15 protein-coding genes are annotated in these 15,664 nt (G+C 48.9%); 7 read left to right on the top strand and 8 right to left on the bottom strand.

Translation table 11 applies throughout. The features are described 5' to 3' along the window. Positions 1–15: 15 nt before the first annotated feature. From KCG54_RS05100 to leuC, 6 genes are all read right to left on the bottom strand, one after another. Positions 16–477, bottom strand: coding sequence for a YhcH/YjgK/YiaL family protein (locus KCG54_RS05100; RefSeq protein WP_254324850.1), 462 nt, complete (start codon positions 475–477; stop codon positions 16–18). Between the two features lie 99 nt (positions 478–576). Further along, positions 577–1,245 (bottom strand): DUF2625 domain-containing protein, encoded by a 669-nt coding sequence (locus KCG54_RS05105; RefSeq protein WP_254324851.1) that lies wholly within the window; start codon positions 1,243–1,245, stop codon positions 577–579. Between the two features lie 68 nt (positions 1,246–1,313). Beyond that, positions 1,314–1,955 (bottom strand): 3-isopropylmalate dehydratase small subunit, encoded by a 642-nt coding sequence (gene leuD / locus KCG54_RS05110; protein WP_254324852.1) that lies wholly within the window; start codon positions 1,953–1,955, stop codon positions 1,314–1,316. A 45-nt stretch (positions 1,956–2,000) separates the two neighbouring features. Then, the gene (locus KCG54_RS05115) at positions 2,001–2,366 is read right to left on the bottom strand and encodes a VOC family protein (protein WP_049349466.1); all 366 of its coding nucleotides are present in this window, start codon (positions 2,364–2,366) and stop codon (positions 2,001–2,003) included. 98 nt (positions 2,367–2,464) lie between these two features. Beyond that, positions 2,465–2,686 carry a hypothetical protein gene (locus KCG54_RS05120; protein WP_004520349.1) on the bottom strand — a complete coding sequence of 74 codons (222 nt, stop codon included), beginning with the start codon at positions 2,684–2,686 and terminating at the stop codon, positions 2,465–2,467. Between the two features lie 129 nt (positions 2,687–2,815). After that, positions 2,816–4,225: a 3-isopropylmalate dehydratase large subunit gene (leuC, locus tag KCG54_RS05125; protein WP_004520350.1), complete on the bottom strand. Its 1,410-nt coding sequence runs from the start codon at positions 4,223–4,225 to the stop codon at positions 2,816–2,818. Between the two features lie 264 nt (positions 4,226–4,489). On the opposite strand from leuC, the gene gshA reads away from it, so the two are divergent. The 7 genes from gshA to KCG54_RS05160 all read left to right on the top strand — a co-directional run bounded on the left by gshA (position 4,490) and on the right by KCG54_RS05160 (position 13,903). Further along, entirely contained in the window at positions 4,490–5,848 is a 1,359-nt protein-coding gene (gene gshA, locus KCG54_RS05130; protein WP_254324853.1) for a glutamate--cysteine ligase, read from the top strand. Between the two features lie 101 nt (positions 5,849–5,949). Beyond that, positions 5,950–7,020, top strand: a complete 1,071-nt coding sequence (gene corA / locus KCG54_RS05135; RefSeq protein ID WP_254324854.1) for a magnesium/cobalt transporter CorA — start codon at positions 5,950–5,952, stop codon at positions 7,018–7,020. A gap of 114 nt (positions 7,021–7,134) precedes the next feature. Next, the gene (locus KCG54_RS05140; protein ID WP_036490948.1) at positions 7,135–7,617 is read left to right on the top strand and encodes an acyl-CoA thioesterase; all 483 of its coding nucleotides are present in this window, start codon (positions 7,135–7,137) and stop codon (positions 7,615–7,617) included. A 127-nt stretch (positions 7,618–7,744) separates the two neighbouring features. Continuing rightward, on the top strand, positions 7,745–10,516 hold the full coding sequence (gyrA, locus tag KCG54_RS05145) for a DNA gyrase subunit A (protein WP_254324855.1): 2,772 nt from the start codon (positions 7,745–7,747) through the stop codon (positions 10,514–10,516). A gap of 64 nt (positions 10,517–10,580) precedes the next feature. Then, positions 10,581–12,422 carry an excinuclease ABC subunit UvrC gene (gene uvrC / locus KCG54_RS05150; RefSeq protein ID WP_254324856.1) on the top strand — a complete coding sequence of 614 codons (1,842 nt, stop codon included), beginning with the start codon at positions 10,581–10,583 and terminating at the stop codon, positions 12,420–12,422. 27 nt (positions 12,423–12,449) lie between these two features. Continuing rightward, the gene (gene aroD / locus KCG54_RS05155; RefSeq protein WP_254324857.1) at positions 12,450–13,199 is read left to right on the top strand and encodes a type I 3-dehydroquinate dehydratase; all 750 of its coding nucleotides are present in this window, start codon (positions 12,450–12,452) and stop codon (positions 13,197–13,199) included. A gap of 134 nt (positions 13,200–13,333) precedes the next feature. After that, on the top strand, positions 13,334–13,903 hold the full coding sequence (locus tag KCG54_RS05160) for an acetate uptake transporter (RefSeq protein WP_204787980.1): 570 nt from the start codon (positions 13,334–13,336) through the stop codon (positions 13,901–13,903). A 77-nt stretch (positions 13,904–13,980) separates the two neighbouring features. Here KCG54_RS05160 and yfaE read toward each other — a convergent pair whose 3' ends face one another. After that, a complete protein-coding gene (yfaE, locus tag KCG54_RS05165; RefSeq protein ID WP_003686421.1) occupies positions 13,981–14,280 on the bottom strand; it encodes a class I ribonucleotide reductase maintenance protein YfaE in 300 nt (99 codons plus the stop codon). 105 nt (positions 14,281–14,385) lie between these two features. Further along, complete coding sequence (gene nrdB, locus KCG54_RS05170) at positions 14,386–15,519, bottom strand: class Ia ribonucleoside-diphosphate reductase subunit beta (RefSeq protein WP_049331034.1); 1,134 nt, start codon at positions 15,517–15,519, stop codon at positions 14,386–14,388. Positions 15,520–15,664 lie beyond the last annotated feature (145 nt).

A 15,664-nucleotide genomic window follows, 5' to 3' on the forward strand; every position in this document is an offset into this window, starting at 1 on the left:
AGGCCGTCTAAAAAATTATAGACGTTCGGTTTCAACACGGATTTTAAAAACAACTTTGCGTATGTTCGGTCTGTCGCCGACCAATGGGGCATGCGCATCATTCGGGAGGAATAGCGCAAATTCGCCGGGCTCCAAGGTCAGCCAAGTTTCCGGCTCGCAGTCGAAAAACTCGATATCGCGCTTTTCGTTGTAGCCTAAACCGTTTTTCAGACGGCCTCTGTCTATCCAGCCATACGTTTCGCTGCCATCAATCGGTGTTTGAATATCAATATGTTTTAAGTGCGCTTCAGGCTGGGCTTCTCCCTTCGTCCTCATCGGCTCGCTGCCGATAAAAATACGGATATTAGGATTCTCGCATGGCACTTGGCCGTCCGGCAGCTTGGAAAAATCCAAGGTCTGCAACAGATGGAGGGCCTCGGCAAAGTCGGGATGCAAGGCAGCGTAGCGGCTGGCATTGCTTATGGTGTCGGTGATCATGGTATGGTTAGATAGAAATTAAACTTCAGGATGTGAAGCCAATACGGTTTTCAGGATGCCTTATTTGTATTCTGACAACAAGGCCGTCTGAAAGGGCCTTTATAGAGTTGTTTTGTGCAGATCCAAAGTGGAAGCATAATGTTCAGCGATAGGAATACGCTTGCGGCTGACTTGGTTTATGTCGCTGCCTTCTTCAGTCCATAAAAACGGAAAGAACGTGTAAACGCTGTCGCCATTCAAATCACGGATTTCTTCGTGCCAATTTTTCCAACGCAGGTTTTCGTAAAACAACTGTAAATCACCGTTCAATGCCCAATTTAAGAAGTCGCCATAACCTTTACCGCAATCTTCCCATTCCAGTGTATCCGGTGGTAGGTAGAAAACATTACCTACTTTGCCATTCAATCCTCCGCCATTAATCGCAAAATAGCCTCCAGCAACATCATCGGCAAACAGATAATAGGGAGCAGGGCCTGCTGGCTCGGATTGTGTACGGCTTAGATTCCAACTTCCCAAACCACGAGGTAGCTTCGCGCTGCCAGAACCAAGTATCCGTAACCAGCCGTCATCGATAAGGATACCGCCGGTTTCATAAACGACAGCACCCATAAACGAACGTATCGTTACTTGGGTTTTGACAAGTTCTTCCTTTGCCTTTTCAAGCGTACGTGGCAGAACTTCAACGCTGTTTACCGCTTTTGTAAGCCACTCTTGAATCAATGGCCACGCAGGGTCTTGGGTTTGGATTAATTCGTCGAATGATCTCATGGTCTATCCCAAAACATTCAGTAAAGGCCGTCTGAAACACTTAAATTTTTCAGACGGCCTTTTGTATATCAACCGTTAAACAGCCAAGGCTGGCTTTGGCGGCGTTTTTCTTCAAAGGCGTGAATTTCGTCAGCGTGTTGCAGGGTCAGGCCGATTTCGTCCAAGCCGTTTAAGAGGCAGTGTTTGCGGTGTTCGGTAATGTCGAATGTGAATGTTTCGCCGCTAGGGGTGGTCAGGGTTTGCTCGGCAAGGTCGATGGAGAGCTGATAGCCTTCGTTGGCTTCAACTTCTTTGAAAAGCTGGTCAACCTGTTCTTCTGTCAAAACGATAGGTAAAAGGCCGTTTTTGTAGCAGTTGTTAAAGAAGATGTCGGCAAAGCTGGGGGCAATGACGGCGCGGAAGCCGTAGTCGTCCAATGCCCAAGGGGCGTGTTCGCGTGAAGAGCCGCAGCCGAAGTTTTTGCGCGTCAACAGGATTTGCGCGCCTTGATAGCGTGGCTGGTTCAGGGAGAAATCCGGATTCAACGGGCGTTTGCTGTTATCCATGCCCGGTTCGCCGTGGTCGAGGTAACGCCATTCGTCAAAGGCATTAGGGCCGAAGCCGCTGCGTTTGATGGATTTTAAAAATTGTTTAGGGATGATGGCGTCGGTATCGACATTGCTGCGGTCGAGCGGGGCGACGATGGCGGAAATTTTGGTAAAGGCTTTCATATCAGATTCTTATAGTAATAATGGGAAATTTTATGGCTATTCGGGTTAGCGTGTGCTGTGCAAACCGATTCGGTTGCCTTCTGTATCTTCGATAAATGCGGCAAAGCCGTTGGCAATGCGGAATTTTTCTTGTAAAAGCTTGCCGCCTGCTGCAACGGCTTTTTCTGCGGTTTCGGCACAATCCGGGCAATTGAAGAAAATGGTCGTTCCACCGTGGCCGGGTTGGGCATTGCTGTCATGCCAAATCATGCCCGCCGTGCCGTGTTGTGTGTAATCGGCCGGAAAAATGATGAAACGGAATCCGTTGCCGCCAACGTCTTGCAAGGGCTTGTCAAATACGGATTCGTAAAAGGCCTTGGCGCGATCCAAATCTTGAGCATGGATGCCGAACCAGCTTGACGGATTACTCATTGCTTCTTCTTTCACTGGGAATCTTAGGATGTCTGAATAGTAGGGAAACAGGCCGTCTGAAACGGATTCAGGAGGCTCAGACGGCCCACCTTACCGAATTATTCGGTAGCTGCTTCGATTTTTTCTCCAACATGGCTCATACCGCGACCTACGGCATTACCGCCTTTTTTAACGGCTTCTCCGGTTTTATCGGCTACGCGCTCGGCAGTCTCTTTGGTTTTGTCCCAATTGCGGTTGGTATCGTCTTTTGCGCCGGACCAAGTGCTGGAACAAGCTGACAGGATAAGGGCTGCGGCAGCCAATGCAAACAGTTTTTTCATACTAGATTCCTTTCAAGTTATCAATGATTAAGAAGGTTTTCGGACGTTTTTCGCAATATAATAAGAAAACTTGCTTGAGCAAGGTATTGTTTCAGACGGCCTGATGAATAAAGGCCGTCTGAAAATACTTTAAGCCATAGTGCGGATGTCGGTAAAGTGGCCGGTAACCGCGGCTGCGGCTGCCATGGCAGGGCTGACGAGGTGGGTGCGTCCGCCGTTGCCTTGACGGCCTTCAAAGTTACGGTTGGAAGTAGAGGCGCAACGTTGTCCCGGGGTCAAGCGGTCGGCATTCATGGCGAGGCACATTGAGCAGCCCGGCTCGCGCCATTCAAAACCGGCTTCGATAAATACTTCGTGCAAGCCTTCTTTTTCTGCCTGCTCTTTAACCAAACCGGAGCCAGGGACAATCAATACGCGTTGTACATTGTCCGCTTTTTTGCGGCCTTTGGCGATAGCGGCAGCTTCGCGTAAGTCTTCAATACGGCTGTTGGTGCAAGAACCGATAAAGACGATATCGACAGGGATTTCGTTTAATGGCGTACCGGCTTCCAAGCCCATGTATTCAAGGGCGCGTTCCATGCCGCTGCGTTTGACCGGATCGGCTTCTTCGGCAGGATTAGGCACTTTGCCGCTGATGTCTAAAACCATTTCAGGCGAGGTGCCCCAAGTTACTTGAGGCTCGATGTCTTCGGCTTTGAAGTGGTATTCTTTATCAAATACGGCACCTTCGTCAGACACCAGCGTGCGCCAGTATTCGACGGCTTTGTCCCATGCTTCGCCTTTAGGTGCGAAAGGTTTGCCTTTTACATAGTCGATGGTGGTTTGGTCGACGGCAACCATGCCTGAGCGCGCACCGGCTTCAATCGCCATATTGCACAAGGTCATGCGGCCTTCCATAGAAAGGCTGCGGATGGCTTCGCCACCAAATTCAATGGCGTAGCCTGTGCCGCCGGCCGTACCAATTTGACCGATGATATAAAGCGCTACGTCTTTGGCGGTAACGCCGGGTTTCAGACGGCCTTCAACGGCAATCAGCATGGATTTGGATTTTTTTGCGGTAATGCACTGGGTCGCCATGGTGTGCTCGACTTCGGAAGTACCGATACCGTGCGCCAATGCGCCGAATGCGCCATGGGTAGAAGTGTGCGAGTCGCCGCAGACAACGGTCATGCCGGGCAGGGTAGCGCCTTGTTCCGGGCCCATAACGTGTACGATGCCTTGGCCTTTATCCATAAACGGGAAGTAGGCGAGTGCGCCAAACTCTTTAATGTTTTTGTCCAAGGTATCGACTTGCAGCTTGGAAATCGGGTCTTGGATACCTTTGTCCCAGTCGCCGGTCGGAGTGTTGTGGTCGGCTGTGGAGACCACGCTGTCGATACGCCAGAGTTTGCGGCCGGCCATTTTCAAGCCTTCAAATGCTTGCGGGCTGGTTACTTCGTGAACCAGGTGGCGGTCGATGTAAAGCAGGACAGTGCCGTCTTCTTCTTCGCGGACGACGTGGCTGTTCCAAAGTTTATCGTAAAGGGTTTGTGCGCTCATGATGAGTATTCTTTGCTATTGGTAGGTATGAATGATGGTTTGCGTTTATGGGCGGATTTTAGGCTTTTTATAGGGGCTGCGCAATAGGAATTTGTCCAATTTTTAAAATTTGTTGTAAAGTTTCAAAAACACTTGTCAAAAATTAGACAAATTGTAGAATTGTTGACAAAAAGATTCATCTTATCTGAAAGAATGCTTGTCGAAATGTACTAAAAAGTTCTATCATTCTCACTCAACATCCACACTTACCAAGAGGTATAGAAAATGAAATTACCGGTAATGGCTCCTGAGCATCTGACTCAATTACGGAAATTTGAGAAAAAAGTCCTTGCCAATCATGCCAAAATCGAAGCATGGTTCCGTTCGCAATGGAACGAACACCGTCCGCCATTTTATGGTTCGGTTGACATCCGTAATGCCGGTTACAAAATTTCATCTATCGATATGAACCTGTTTCCGGGCGGCTTCAATAATTTAAATCCCAACTTTATCCCGCTGGCGGCGGTTGCCGCGCAAGATGCGGTACAGCGCGCATGTGAAACGGCCAAATCCGTATTGATTATTCCTGAAAACCACACACGCAACACATTCTATCTGCAAAACGTTTACGCACTCAGCGAGATTTTGCGTTCGGCAGGATACGAAGTGCGCTTGGGCAGCTTGAATCCTGAAGTGACTGAGCCAACCGAGTTTGAAACCGCGTTGGGCGACAAAATTTTGCTTGAGCCTTTATTGCGTACCCGTGAGCGTGTACATCTCGCAGACGGCTTCTCGCCTTGCGTTGTTTTGTTGAATAATGACTTGTCTGCGGGCATCCCTGAAATCCTTAAAGACATCAGCCAAACCGTATTGCCGCCATTGCACGGCGGTTGGACGACTCGCCGTAAAACCGAACACTTCGGCGCGTACAACCAAGTTGCAGCCGACTTTGCCAAGTTGATTGACATCGACGAATGGCAAATCAATCCTTATTTTGAAAAAATCAGCGGTTTGGATTTCCAAGAGCGTGAAGGTGAGGATGCGTTGGCAGGCGCGGTAGAGCGCGTATTGGCGAAAATTCAAGCCAAATACGATGAATTGGGCATTACCGACCAGCCTTTCGTTATTGTGAAAGCCGACGCAGGTACTTATGGCATGGGCGTGATGAGCGTTAAATCTGCGGATGAAGTGCGCGGCTTGAACCGTAAAAACCGCAATAAAATGGCGAAAGTCAAAGAAGGTTTGGAAGTCAGCGAAGTCATTGTCCAAGAAGGTATTTATACCTACGAAACCATGAACGGCGCCGTGTGTGAACCTGTCGTTTATATGATGGACCGTTTCGTTATCGGCGGCTTCTTCCGCGTACACGAAGGGCGCGGCGCAGACGAAAACCTTAACGCCGGCGGCATGGTATTCGTCCCGCTGTCCAACAGCATTCCCACCGGCAGTGGCGACAATTCCCAAGAAGCGCCCGAAGCCTGCAAGCGCGTATTTGAACAATGGGACTCGCTCGGCATGCCACGCTCCGAAAAAGACTGCGACGTGGACAACGAACACAACCGTCTATACGTTTATGGCGTAATGGCGCGCCTGTCCTTGCTTGCCGCTGCATTGGAGCTGGAGAAAACCGCGCCTCAAGCCTAATAAAGCGTTGATAGATATTGTCAGGCCGTCTGAAAATCAGTTTTCAGACGGCCTTTTATGTCTGTACAATCCATTCAAACCAATAAACGTGATTTCTTTTTATGAATAAACCAGCCAATCCTGTTGAGACAAACGACAATCTGCAAGAGCAGGCCATGCAGCGCAGCAACACGGACAATGCGCCGCGTTCTGCCATCCACCAAACCTTATATTCCGCCGATACCTTTGTTCAGCATGATTATCTTGCCGGAAAGGCTTTGCCCGATATTGCACGCCCGCAAGAAGGCCAAATCAACTGGCTGCATTTTGTCGGCATCAATGATGCTGCTTTGCTCAAACACGCGCTTGAGCCTTACGGCATCCATGAGCTGGTTATTGAAGACATTCTCAGCCGCAAGCAGCGCCCGAAAATCGAAGACTACGGCAACTATGTGTTTACTGCCGCACAGGTTTACCATTACACCACCACAGGCAAGCTCCATTCCGACCAAGTGTATGTGATTATCGGCAAAGATTTTGTGTTGTCTTTCCAACAAAAACCGCTGGGCTTGTTCAGCCATCTCCGCCGGCAGATGCATGAAAATCCGCACAATATTTTGAACAAAAATACGGCGTTTCTTGCTTATTGCCTGCTTGACCGTATTGTGGACGACTATTTCATCGTTTTGGAATCGTACAACAACCGTGTCGAAGCAATAGACAAGTCCCTGTTTAAAAATGAAAACAGCGATATTCTCAGTAAGATTCACCGCCTCAAGCGCGATGCCGTCCGTCTGCGGCGCACGCTTTTGCCATTGCGCGATGTGTTTTACCAACTGGCCGTACGCGGCGATTTTGCCATTTTCAAAGGCGAATCGACCGTCTATCTGCGCGACGTGTACGACCACAATATGCAGCTTATCGAATCGCTTGATGCCTCGCGTGATATGGTGTTGAGCATGATGGACATTTATCTTTCCTTCCAATCCAACCGCATGAACCAGCAAATGCGCGTGTTGACGGTTATTACCATCATCTTTATGCCGCTGACCGTCATCACCGGCATCTACGGCATGAACTTCGACAATATGCCCGAGCTACATTGGCATTACGGCTATTTCATGGTTTTGGGTGTGATGCTGTGCATTATCATCGGACTGCTGATTTTCTTCTCACGTAGAAAATGGCTGTAAACGGGTAGGCAAGGGGTTGAAATTCAACGATTAAAAACGGTAGAATAATTTTGCACACGTGCAGTCTGAAGTTTTCAGACAATTTAAAAATAAATATCAAAAGGAGAATAAACGATGAAACCGGAACGCCAACTTCCTTCCCATGAACTGATCATGTCCGAGCTGATGATGCCTTATACGGCAAACTTTAGCGGCAATGTCCATGGTGGCGATCTTTTGCGCCTGCTCGACCAAGTGGCATATTCCTGCGCCTGCCGTTACAGCGGTACCTATTGCGTTACTCTGTCTGTTGATAAAGTATTGTTTAAAGAGCCTATTCATGTCGGCGAACTGGTAACCTTTTACGCCAGTATCAACTACACAGGCCGCACTTCTATGGAAGTCGGTATTCGGGTTGAGGCGCAAAACATCCACACCGGCAAAGTGCGTCATACCAACAGCTGCTACTTCACCATGGTTGCCGTTGAAGACGGTAAGCCGGTTCCTGTACCGCCTTTGGAAATCAATACACCGCGCCAACGTTGCCGTTATGAAAGGGCTAAAAAGCGTAAAGAGTTGAGTCTGCAGGCTGCGAACGAAGATTCTGGCTGCAACTAAATTGAATTTATTAAATAATGAAGGCCGTCTGAAATCCTGTTTCAGACGGCCTTCACGCAAAAGCCATAAACCGCTTGTTTTGTGGTAGAATCAACAAGATTTTTGCCATACGAAATTACAGATAATCATGACCGACGCAACCATCCGCAACGACCATAAATTTGCACTTGAAACCCTGCCTGTCAGCCTTGAAGACGAAATGCGCAAGAGCTACCTCGATTACGCCATGAGCGTAATTGTGGGGCGAGCCCTGCCGGATGTCCGCGACGGTCTCAAGCCGGTACACCGCCGCGTGTTGTACGCGATGCACGAGTTGAAAAACAACTGGAATTCCGCCTATAAAAAATCGGCGCGTATCGTCGGCGACGTTATCGGTAAATACCACCCCCACGGCGATATAGCCGTTTACGACACCATCGTCCGCATGGCGCAAGACTTCTCCATGCGTTATGTGTTGATCGACGGTCAGGGCAACTTCGGTTCTGTCGACGGCTTGGCAGCAGCAGCCATGCGTTATACCGAAATCCGCATGGAAAAAATTTCCCATGAAATGCTGGCGGATATTGAAGAAGAAACCGTCAACTTCGGCCCCAACTATGACGGCAGCGAACATGAGCCGCTGGTATTGCCGACCCGTTTCCCTGCGCTGTTGGTCAATGGTTCGTCTGGTATTGCCGTCGGTATGGCAACCAATATTCCGCCACACAATTTGGGCGATACCATCAATGCCTGCCTGCGTTTGTTGGATGAGCCTGAAACTGAAATCGACGAGCTGATCAATATCATCCAAGCGCCCGATTTCCCAACAGGTGCGACTATTTACGGCTTAAGTGGCGTGCGCGAAGGCTATAAAACCGGCCGTGGCCGCGTGGTAATGCGCGGTAAAACCCATATTGAGCCTATCGGCAAAAACGGTGAACGCGAAGCCATCGTTATCGATGAAATCCCATATCAAGTAAACAAAGCCAAGCTGGTTGAGAAAATTGGCGAGTTGGTACGCGAAAAAACGTTGGAAGGCGTATCTGACCTGCGCGATGAGTCCGACAAATCCGGTATGCGTGTCGTGATTGAATTGAAACGCAATGAAAATGCCGAAGTCGTTTTGAACCAACTCTACAAACTGACCCAGCTGCAAGACAGCTTCGGTATCAACATGGTGGCCCTGGTTGACGGCCAACCGCGTTTGCTGAACCTGAAACAAATCCTGTCCGAGTTCCTGCGCCACCGTCGCGAAGTCGTTACCCGTCGTACTTTGTTCCGCCTGAAAAAAGCGCGTCATGAAGGCCATATTGCCGAAGGTAAAGCGGTGGCCTTGTCCAATATCGACGAAATCATCCGTCTGATTAAAGAATCTGCCAATGCGCCGGAAGCCAAAGAAAAACTGCTGTCCCGCCCATGGCGCAGCAGCTTGGTTGAAGACATGCTCAGCCGCACGGATTTAGACCTGCACATGATGCGCCCTGAAGGCTTGCCAGAGAATTTGGGCCTGCACAGCCAAGGCTATTATCTGAGCGAATTGCAAGCCGATGCCATCCTGCGCATGAGCCTGCGTAACCTGACCGGCCTCGATCAGGAAGAAATTGTCGGCGAATATAAAAACCTGATGAGCAAAATCATTGATTTTGTGGATATTCTTTCCAAACCAGAGCGCGTTACCCAAATCATCCGCGAAGAATTGGCAGACATTAAAGCCAACTTTGGCGATGAGCGTCGCAGCGAAATCAATCCGTTTGGCGGCGATATTGCCGATGAAGACCTGATTCCGCAACGCGAAATGGTCGTTACCCTGACTCATGGCGGCTACATCAAAACCCAGCCGACAACCGATTATCAGGCGCAACGTCGCGGTGGTCGTGGCAAACAGGCAGCGGCAACCAAAGACGAAGACTTCATCGAAACCCTGTTTGTTGCCAACACGCATGATTATTTGATGTGCTTTACCAATTTGGGCAAGTGCCATTGGATTAAAGTGTACAAACTGCCGGAAGGCGGCCGCAACAGCCGCGGTCGTCCGATCAACAACGTTATCCAATTGGAAGAAGGCGAAAAAGTCAGCGCCATCTTGGCCGTCCGCGAGTTCCCGGAAGACCAATACGTTTTCTTCGCCACTGCACAAGGCATGGTGAAAAAAGTCCAGCTGTCTGCATTTAAAAACGTTCGTAGCCAAGGCATCAAAGCCATTGCGCTTAAAGAAGGCGATTACTTGGTCGGCGCAGCGCAAACCGGCGGTGCGGACGACATTATGCTGTTCTCCAACTTGGGCAAAGCCATCCGCTTTAACGAATATTGGGAAAAATCCGGTAACGATGAAGCAGAAGATGCCGATATCGAAATCGAAAACGAAGATTCAGACGGCCTGGATGATGAAAATGCCGAAAACGCATTGCCAAGCGGCAAACACGGTGTCCGTCCGTCCGGTCGCGGTAGTGGCGGTTTGCGCGGTATGCGCCTGCCGGCCGATGGCAAGATTGTCAGCCTGATTACCTTCGCCCCTGAAGCCGAGCAAAGCGATTTGCAAGTATTGACCGCTACCGCCAACGGCTATGGTAAACGTACCCCGATTGCTGATTACAGCCGTAAAAACAAAGGCGGTCAAGGCAATATTGCCATCAATACCGGAGAGCGCAACGGCGATTTGGTTGCCGCAACTTTGGTAAGCGAAACCGACGACCTGATGCTGATTACCAGCGGCGGCGTCCTGATTCGTACCAAAGTTGAACAAATCCGCGAGACCGGCCGTGCTGCCGCAGGTGTCCGCCTGATTAATCTGGACGAAGGCGAAACCTTGGTCAGCTTGGAGCGTGTGGCCGAAGAGGCTGAAGATGAAGCCCCTTTAGAAACCGATGCAGCTGAAAACCAAGTGGTAGAAACTGAAGATACTCCGTCTCAAGAATCTTAAACGTCAATGAAAAAGGCCGTCTGAAAAGTTTTCAGACGGCCTGCTTATTCCAAAAGAAAATCCCGTGAGCGCAACCGAACCGTTCGATTTACCTCTTTTTCTGAAAAATCTACCCAATCTGCCGGGCGTGTACCGTTTTTTTGACGAAGACAATAATGTTTTGTATGTCGGCAAAGCGGTCAATCTCAAGCGGCGCGTTTCCAGCTATTTCCAAAAAAGCGACCATTCGCCGCGCATCGCATTGATGGTAAAACAGATTCACCATATCGAAACCACCATCACGCGTTCCGAAGCCGAAGCCCTGATTCTCGAAAACAACTTCATCAAAGCCTTATCGCCGAAATACAATATCCTTTTCCGTGATGACAAAAGTTATCCTTATTTGATGCTCAGCGGCCATCAATATCCGCAAATGGCGTATTACCGCGGCACACTGAAAAAGCCAAATCAATATTTCGGCCCGTATCCCAACAGCAACGCCGTGCGCGACAGCATTCAAGTATTGCAAAAAGTCTTTATGCTGCGTACCTGCGAAGACAGCGTATTCGAGCACCGCGACCGTCCTTGTCTGCTTTACCAAATCAAACGCTGCACCGCGCCTTGTGTCGGCCACATCAGCGAAGAAGATTATCGCGACAGCGTGCGCGAAGCCGCGACTTTCCTTAATGGCAAAACCGACGAACTGACGCGTACCTTGCAACACAAAATGCAAACCGCCGCCGCTAATCTGCAATTTGAAGAAGCCGCCCGTTACCGCGATCAAATTCAAGCGCTCGGCATCATGCAGAGTAATCAGTTTATCGACAGCAAAAATCCGAACAATCCAAACGATATCGATTTGCTCGCGCTGGCAGTTTCAGACGGCCTGGTTTGCGTACACTGGGTCAGCATCCGCGGTGGCCGGCACGTCGGCGATAAAAGCTTTTTCCCCGACACCAAAAACGATCCCGAGCCAAATGGACAAGATTACGCCGAAGCCTTCGTAGCCCAACATTATTTGGGCAAAAGCAAACCCGACATCATTATTAGCAACTTTCCCGTTCCCGATGCGCTGAAAGAGGCTTTGGAGGGCGAACACGGCAAGCAGATGCAGTTTGTCACCAAAACCATAGGCGAACGCAAAGTCTGGTTGAAAATGGCGGAACAAAACGCGCAAATGGCGATTGCTCAACGCCGCCTGCAACAAAGCAGCCAGCAACACCGCATTGATGAACTGGCCAAAATCCTCGGCATGGATTCAGACGGCCTCAACCGCCTTGAATGTTTCGATATCAGCCACACACAAGGCGAGGCCACTATTGCGTCCTGCGTTGTGTACGATGAGCAAAACATCCAGCCTTCGCAATACCGCCGCTACAACATCACGACTGCCAAGCCCGGCGACGACTACGCCGCCATGCGCGAAGTGTTGACGCGCCGTTACGGCAAAATGCAGGAAGCCGAAGCCAACGGCGAAAGCGTCAAATGGCCGGATGTCGTGTTGATTGACGGCGGCAAAGGGCAAATCGGTGTAGCCGTATCGGTATGGGAAGAACTCGGGCTGCATATTCCTTTGGTCGGTATCGCCAAAGGCCCCGAGCGCAAAGCCGGTATGGAAGAACTCATACTGCCTTTTACCGGCGAAGTCTTCCGCCTGCCGCCCAACAGCCCGGCCTTGCATTTATTGCAAACTGTACGGGATGAGTCGCACCGCTTTGCGATTACAGGCCACCGCAAAAAACGCGACAAAGCACGCGTTACTTCCTCACTCAGCGAAATCCCCGGTATCGGCAGCAAACGCCGCCAAGCATTGCTTACCCGATTTGGCGGTTTACGCGGCGTGATTGCGGCCAGCCGTGAGGACTTGGAAAAAGTTGAAGGCATCAGCAAAGCCTTGGCGGAAACCATTTACGAGCATCTGCACTGATTGGCTTGAACAGCAAAAAGGAACAATATGAAACCTGTCATCATTAAGAATATCGAGATCGGCAAAGGCCTGCCTAAAATTGCCGTGCCGCTGGTGGCTGCCAATACGCAGGAATTGAAGCAGGCTTTGCGTATCTTAACAGATACGGCTTTTGACATCATTGAATTTCGTGCGGATTTTTTCCAAAAAGCGCTTGATGCCGATTTTATTGCCGAACAATTAGGTATCGCTCGACAGGCTTTTCCTGACAAGCCCTTACTGTTTACGTTTAGAAGGGCGCAAGAGGGCGGCAATACGCCTTGTTCTGACGACTATTATTTTGAATTATTGGAAAAAATCATCCGTTCCAAACAAGCCGATATTATCGACATCGAGCTTTTTGCCGAGGAAAGCAGCGTAAAACAAACCATTGCTTTGGCGCATGAGTATCAAACTGCCGCCTTACTTTGTAATCACGATTTCCAATCCACGCCGTCTTTGACAGACATTACAGGCCGTCTGAAAACAATGGCCGAGTGGGGCGCGGATATCTGCAAAATTGCCGTGATGCCGCAATCGCCGCAAGATGTATTGACTTTATTGCAGGCAACATATGATGTTTCACAAATTATCGACCGCCCGATTATTACTATGTCTATGGGTAAAATCGGAGCCGTCAGCCGCTTGGCCGGCTCGACTTTCGGCTCGGCCGTTACCTTTGGTGCGGCACAAAAAACGTCGGCCCCCGGCCAAATTGATGCCAACGAATTAAGGAAAATCTTGGCAATTTTGGGATAGTTTAATTATTAATATTCAGGGCTGTCTGAAAAATATTTTTCAGACAGCCTGATTTTTTTAAATTTATTTCTTTTAATTTTAAATAAAATAGGTAACAATGGGTTTCCTATTTTAATAACCAGAGGAGAAATAAAATGACTACTACTAAAGAAAACCTAGCGAACCCAGGTCCAGTAGGCCTGTGTGGCTTTGCATTGACAACTTGGTTGCTCAGTCTGATTAACGGCGGCTTTTTTACTGCTCAAGAGGGTGTCGGCTTAGTTTTGGGCATGGCTCTCGCCTTTGGTGGTATCGCCCAAGTTATTGCCGGTATGTTTGAGTTCAAGAAAGGCAATACGTTTGGCTTTACCGCTTTTATCAGCTATGGCGCCTTCTGGTGGACATGGGCTTTGTTTACCATCTTTTTTAAAGGTGAAACAGCCCCGGCATTTATCGGCTGGTATCTTTGCGCATGGGGTATGTTTTCGCTGATGATGTTTGTGGCTACCTTGACCAAGCCTAAAGTATTGAGCGGTATTTTCTTTTGCTTGACGCTGACTTTCTTTGCTTTGGGTATTGGCGACGGTATGCAAAACCACAGCATCGTCCATATCGGCGGTTGCTTAGGCTTGGTAACTGCACTTGGTGCGTTCTACTTGGCAGCGGCAGAGGTCATCAACGAATCTTTCGGCCGTACTGTTTTGCCGGTTGGTGAGCGTAAATAAGCTTAACCATACAAAATGCCGTCTGAACGGTGGAAATGAAATCAAAGATTTCGACCGCAATGTTCAGACGGCATTTTTTATTTGTCTTCAAATAAATCGACATCAAATAAATCCGGCTCTTTGATGCGCTCCCGACAATCGAGTTTGATGTCTTCAGTAACTCGGCAGCAGCACGGCAAAATTTCTCCGGGCGCGACAAAAGCGAGCGGAAAATTATCATAAGAGACTTTCCCATCCAAGATTTTAACCCGGCATGAACCGCAATAACCGCTGCGACATTGGTATTCAACTTCGTGTCCAGTGCGCTCCAAGCCCTCCAATAAGGTTTCGCCTTGTTGGAGTTGGAAGGTTTTGTCGTGTGTGCTGATGAGTGCCATATGATTTATTTGGATTGGAAAGGCCGTCTGAAACGGTGTAAAGACGAAATCAAAGATTTCTGCCACACCGTTCAGACGGCCTTGATCATAAAACCGAATGTTCGATTACAGCTCGAAATCGCCCAAATCGTCCGCGCTGACTTCCGAATCAATCTGACCGATTAAGTAAGAAGAAATTTCCACTTCCTGCGGCGCAACCTGTACATTGTCAGAAGACAGCCATGCGTTGATCCAAGGAATCGGATTTTGGGTCGCACCTTCAAATCCGGCAGGAAGGCCAACCGCCTGCATACGCAGATTGGTAATGTATTCAACGTATTGAGCCAAAATTTCCTTGTTCAGGCCAATCATTGAGCCGTCTTTAAACAGATAGGCCGCCCATTCTTTTTCCTGCTCGGCTGCTTTTTTGAAGAGGTTGAAACACTCGTCCTGCAATTCATTCGCAATTTCAGCCATTTCAGGATCATCGGCACCGGCACGCATCAGGTTGAGCATATGCTGGGTGCTGGTCAGGTGCAGGGCTTCGTCACGGGCAATCAGTTTGATGATTTTGGCGTTGCCTTCCATCAATTCGCGCTCGGCAAAGGCGAACGAGCAGGCGAATGAAACGTAGAAGCGGATGGCTTCCAATACGTTGACGCACATCAGGCAGAGATAGAGCTTTTTCTTTAACTCACGCAAAGATACGGTAACAAGCTTGCCGCCGATATTGTGCGAACCTTCGCCCAACAGATTGTAATACTGAGTGTATTCAATCAAATCATCGTAATAGCAGGCAATGTCTTCAGCACGGGCGATGATGTATTTGTTTTGCACAATATCATCGAACACGACTGACGGATCATTAACGATATTGCGGATGATATGAGTATAGCTGCGCGAGTGGATGGTTTCGCTGAAGCTCCACGTTTCAATCCAAGTTTCCAGTTCGGGAATCGACACCAAAGGTAAGAACGCAACATTCGGGCTGCGGCCTTGGATAGAATCGAGCAGGGTTTGGTATTTCAGATTGCTGATGAAAATATGTTTTTCATGTTCGGGCAGATTGGCGTAGTCGATACGGTCGCGCGACACGTCGATTTCTTCCGGACGCCAGAAGAAAGACAATTGTTTTTCGATCAGTTTTTCAAATACTTCGTATTTCTGCTGGTCATAACGGGCGACATTTACCGGTTGACCAAAAAACATCGGCTCTTTCAGCGCGTCGTTTTTGGTTTTGGAAAAGGTGCTGTATGACATGGTTAGGTGTTCGCAGGACATAATGTCTCTCTTTTTAAAAATTAGTCGACTTTTCTATTAATTGTTAATTCACCATATGAAACATGTTGAATTTTATCAATAAAGTGCCATCCTAAAATAGCGAAGACTAAAAGAACACTAATAA

It is taken from the genome of Neisseria subflava (genome assembly GCF_024205705.1).
Classification (GTDB): Bacteria; Pseudomonadota; Gammaproteobacteria; order Burkholderiales; family Neisseriaceae; genus Neisseria; species Neisseria subflava_D.

Bases quoted from the DNA above. Each gene is read 5' to 3' on its own strand.
- gshA (WP_254324853.1), top strand. From the start codon at position 4,490: ATGAAATTACCGGTAATGGCTCCTGAGCATCTGACTCAATTACGGAAA.
- KCG54_RS05160 (WP_204787980.1), top strand. From the start codon at position 13,334: ATGACTACTACTAAAGAAAACCTAGCGAACCCAGGTCCAGTAGGCCTG.
- KCG54_RS05105 (WP_254324851.1), bottom strand. From the start codon at position 1,245: ATGAGATCATTCGACGAATTAATCCAAACCCAAGACCCTGCGTGGCCA.
- KCG54_RS05100 (WP_254324850.1), bottom strand. From the start codon at position 477: ATGATCACCGACACCATAAGCAATGCCAGCCGCTACGCTGCCTTGCAT.
- KCG54_RS05115 (WP_049349466.1), bottom strand. From the start codon at position 2,366: ATGAGTAATCCGTCAAGCTGGTTCGGCATCCATGCTCAAGATTTGGAT.
- aroD (WP_254324857.1), top strand. From the start codon at position 12,450: ATGAAACCTGTCATCATTAAGAATATCGAGATCGGCAAAGGCCTGCCT.
- corA (WP_254324854.1), top strand. From the start codon at position 5,950: ATGAATAAACCAGCCAATCCTGTTGAGACAAACGACAATCTGCAAGAG.
- KCG54_RS05140 (WP_036490948.1), top strand. From the start codon at position 7,135: ATGAAACCGGAACGCCAACTTCCTTCCCATGAACTGATCATGTCCGAG.
- yfaE (WP_003686421.1), bottom strand. From the start codon at position 14,280: ATGGCACTCATCAGCACACACGACAAAACCTTCCAACTCCAACAAGGC.
- leuD (WP_254324852.1), bottom strand. From the start codon at position 1,955: ATGAAAGCCTTTACCAAAATTTCCGCCATCGTCGCCCCGCTCGACCGC.
- leuC (WP_004520350.1), bottom strand. From the start codon at position 4,225: ATGAGCGCACAAACCCTTTACGATAAACTTTGGAACAGCCACGTCGTC.
- nrdB (WP_049331034.1), bottom strand. From the start codon at position 15,519: ATGTCATACAGCACCTTTTCCAAAACCAAAAACGACGCGCTGAAAGAG.
- gyrA (WP_254324855.1), top strand. From the start codon at position 7,745: ATGACCGACGCAACCATCCGCAACGACCATAAATTTGCACTTGAAACC.
- KCG54_RS05120 (WP_004520349.1), bottom strand. From the start codon at position 2,686: ATGAAAAAACTGTTTGCATTGGCTGCCGCAGCCCTTATCCTGTCAGCT.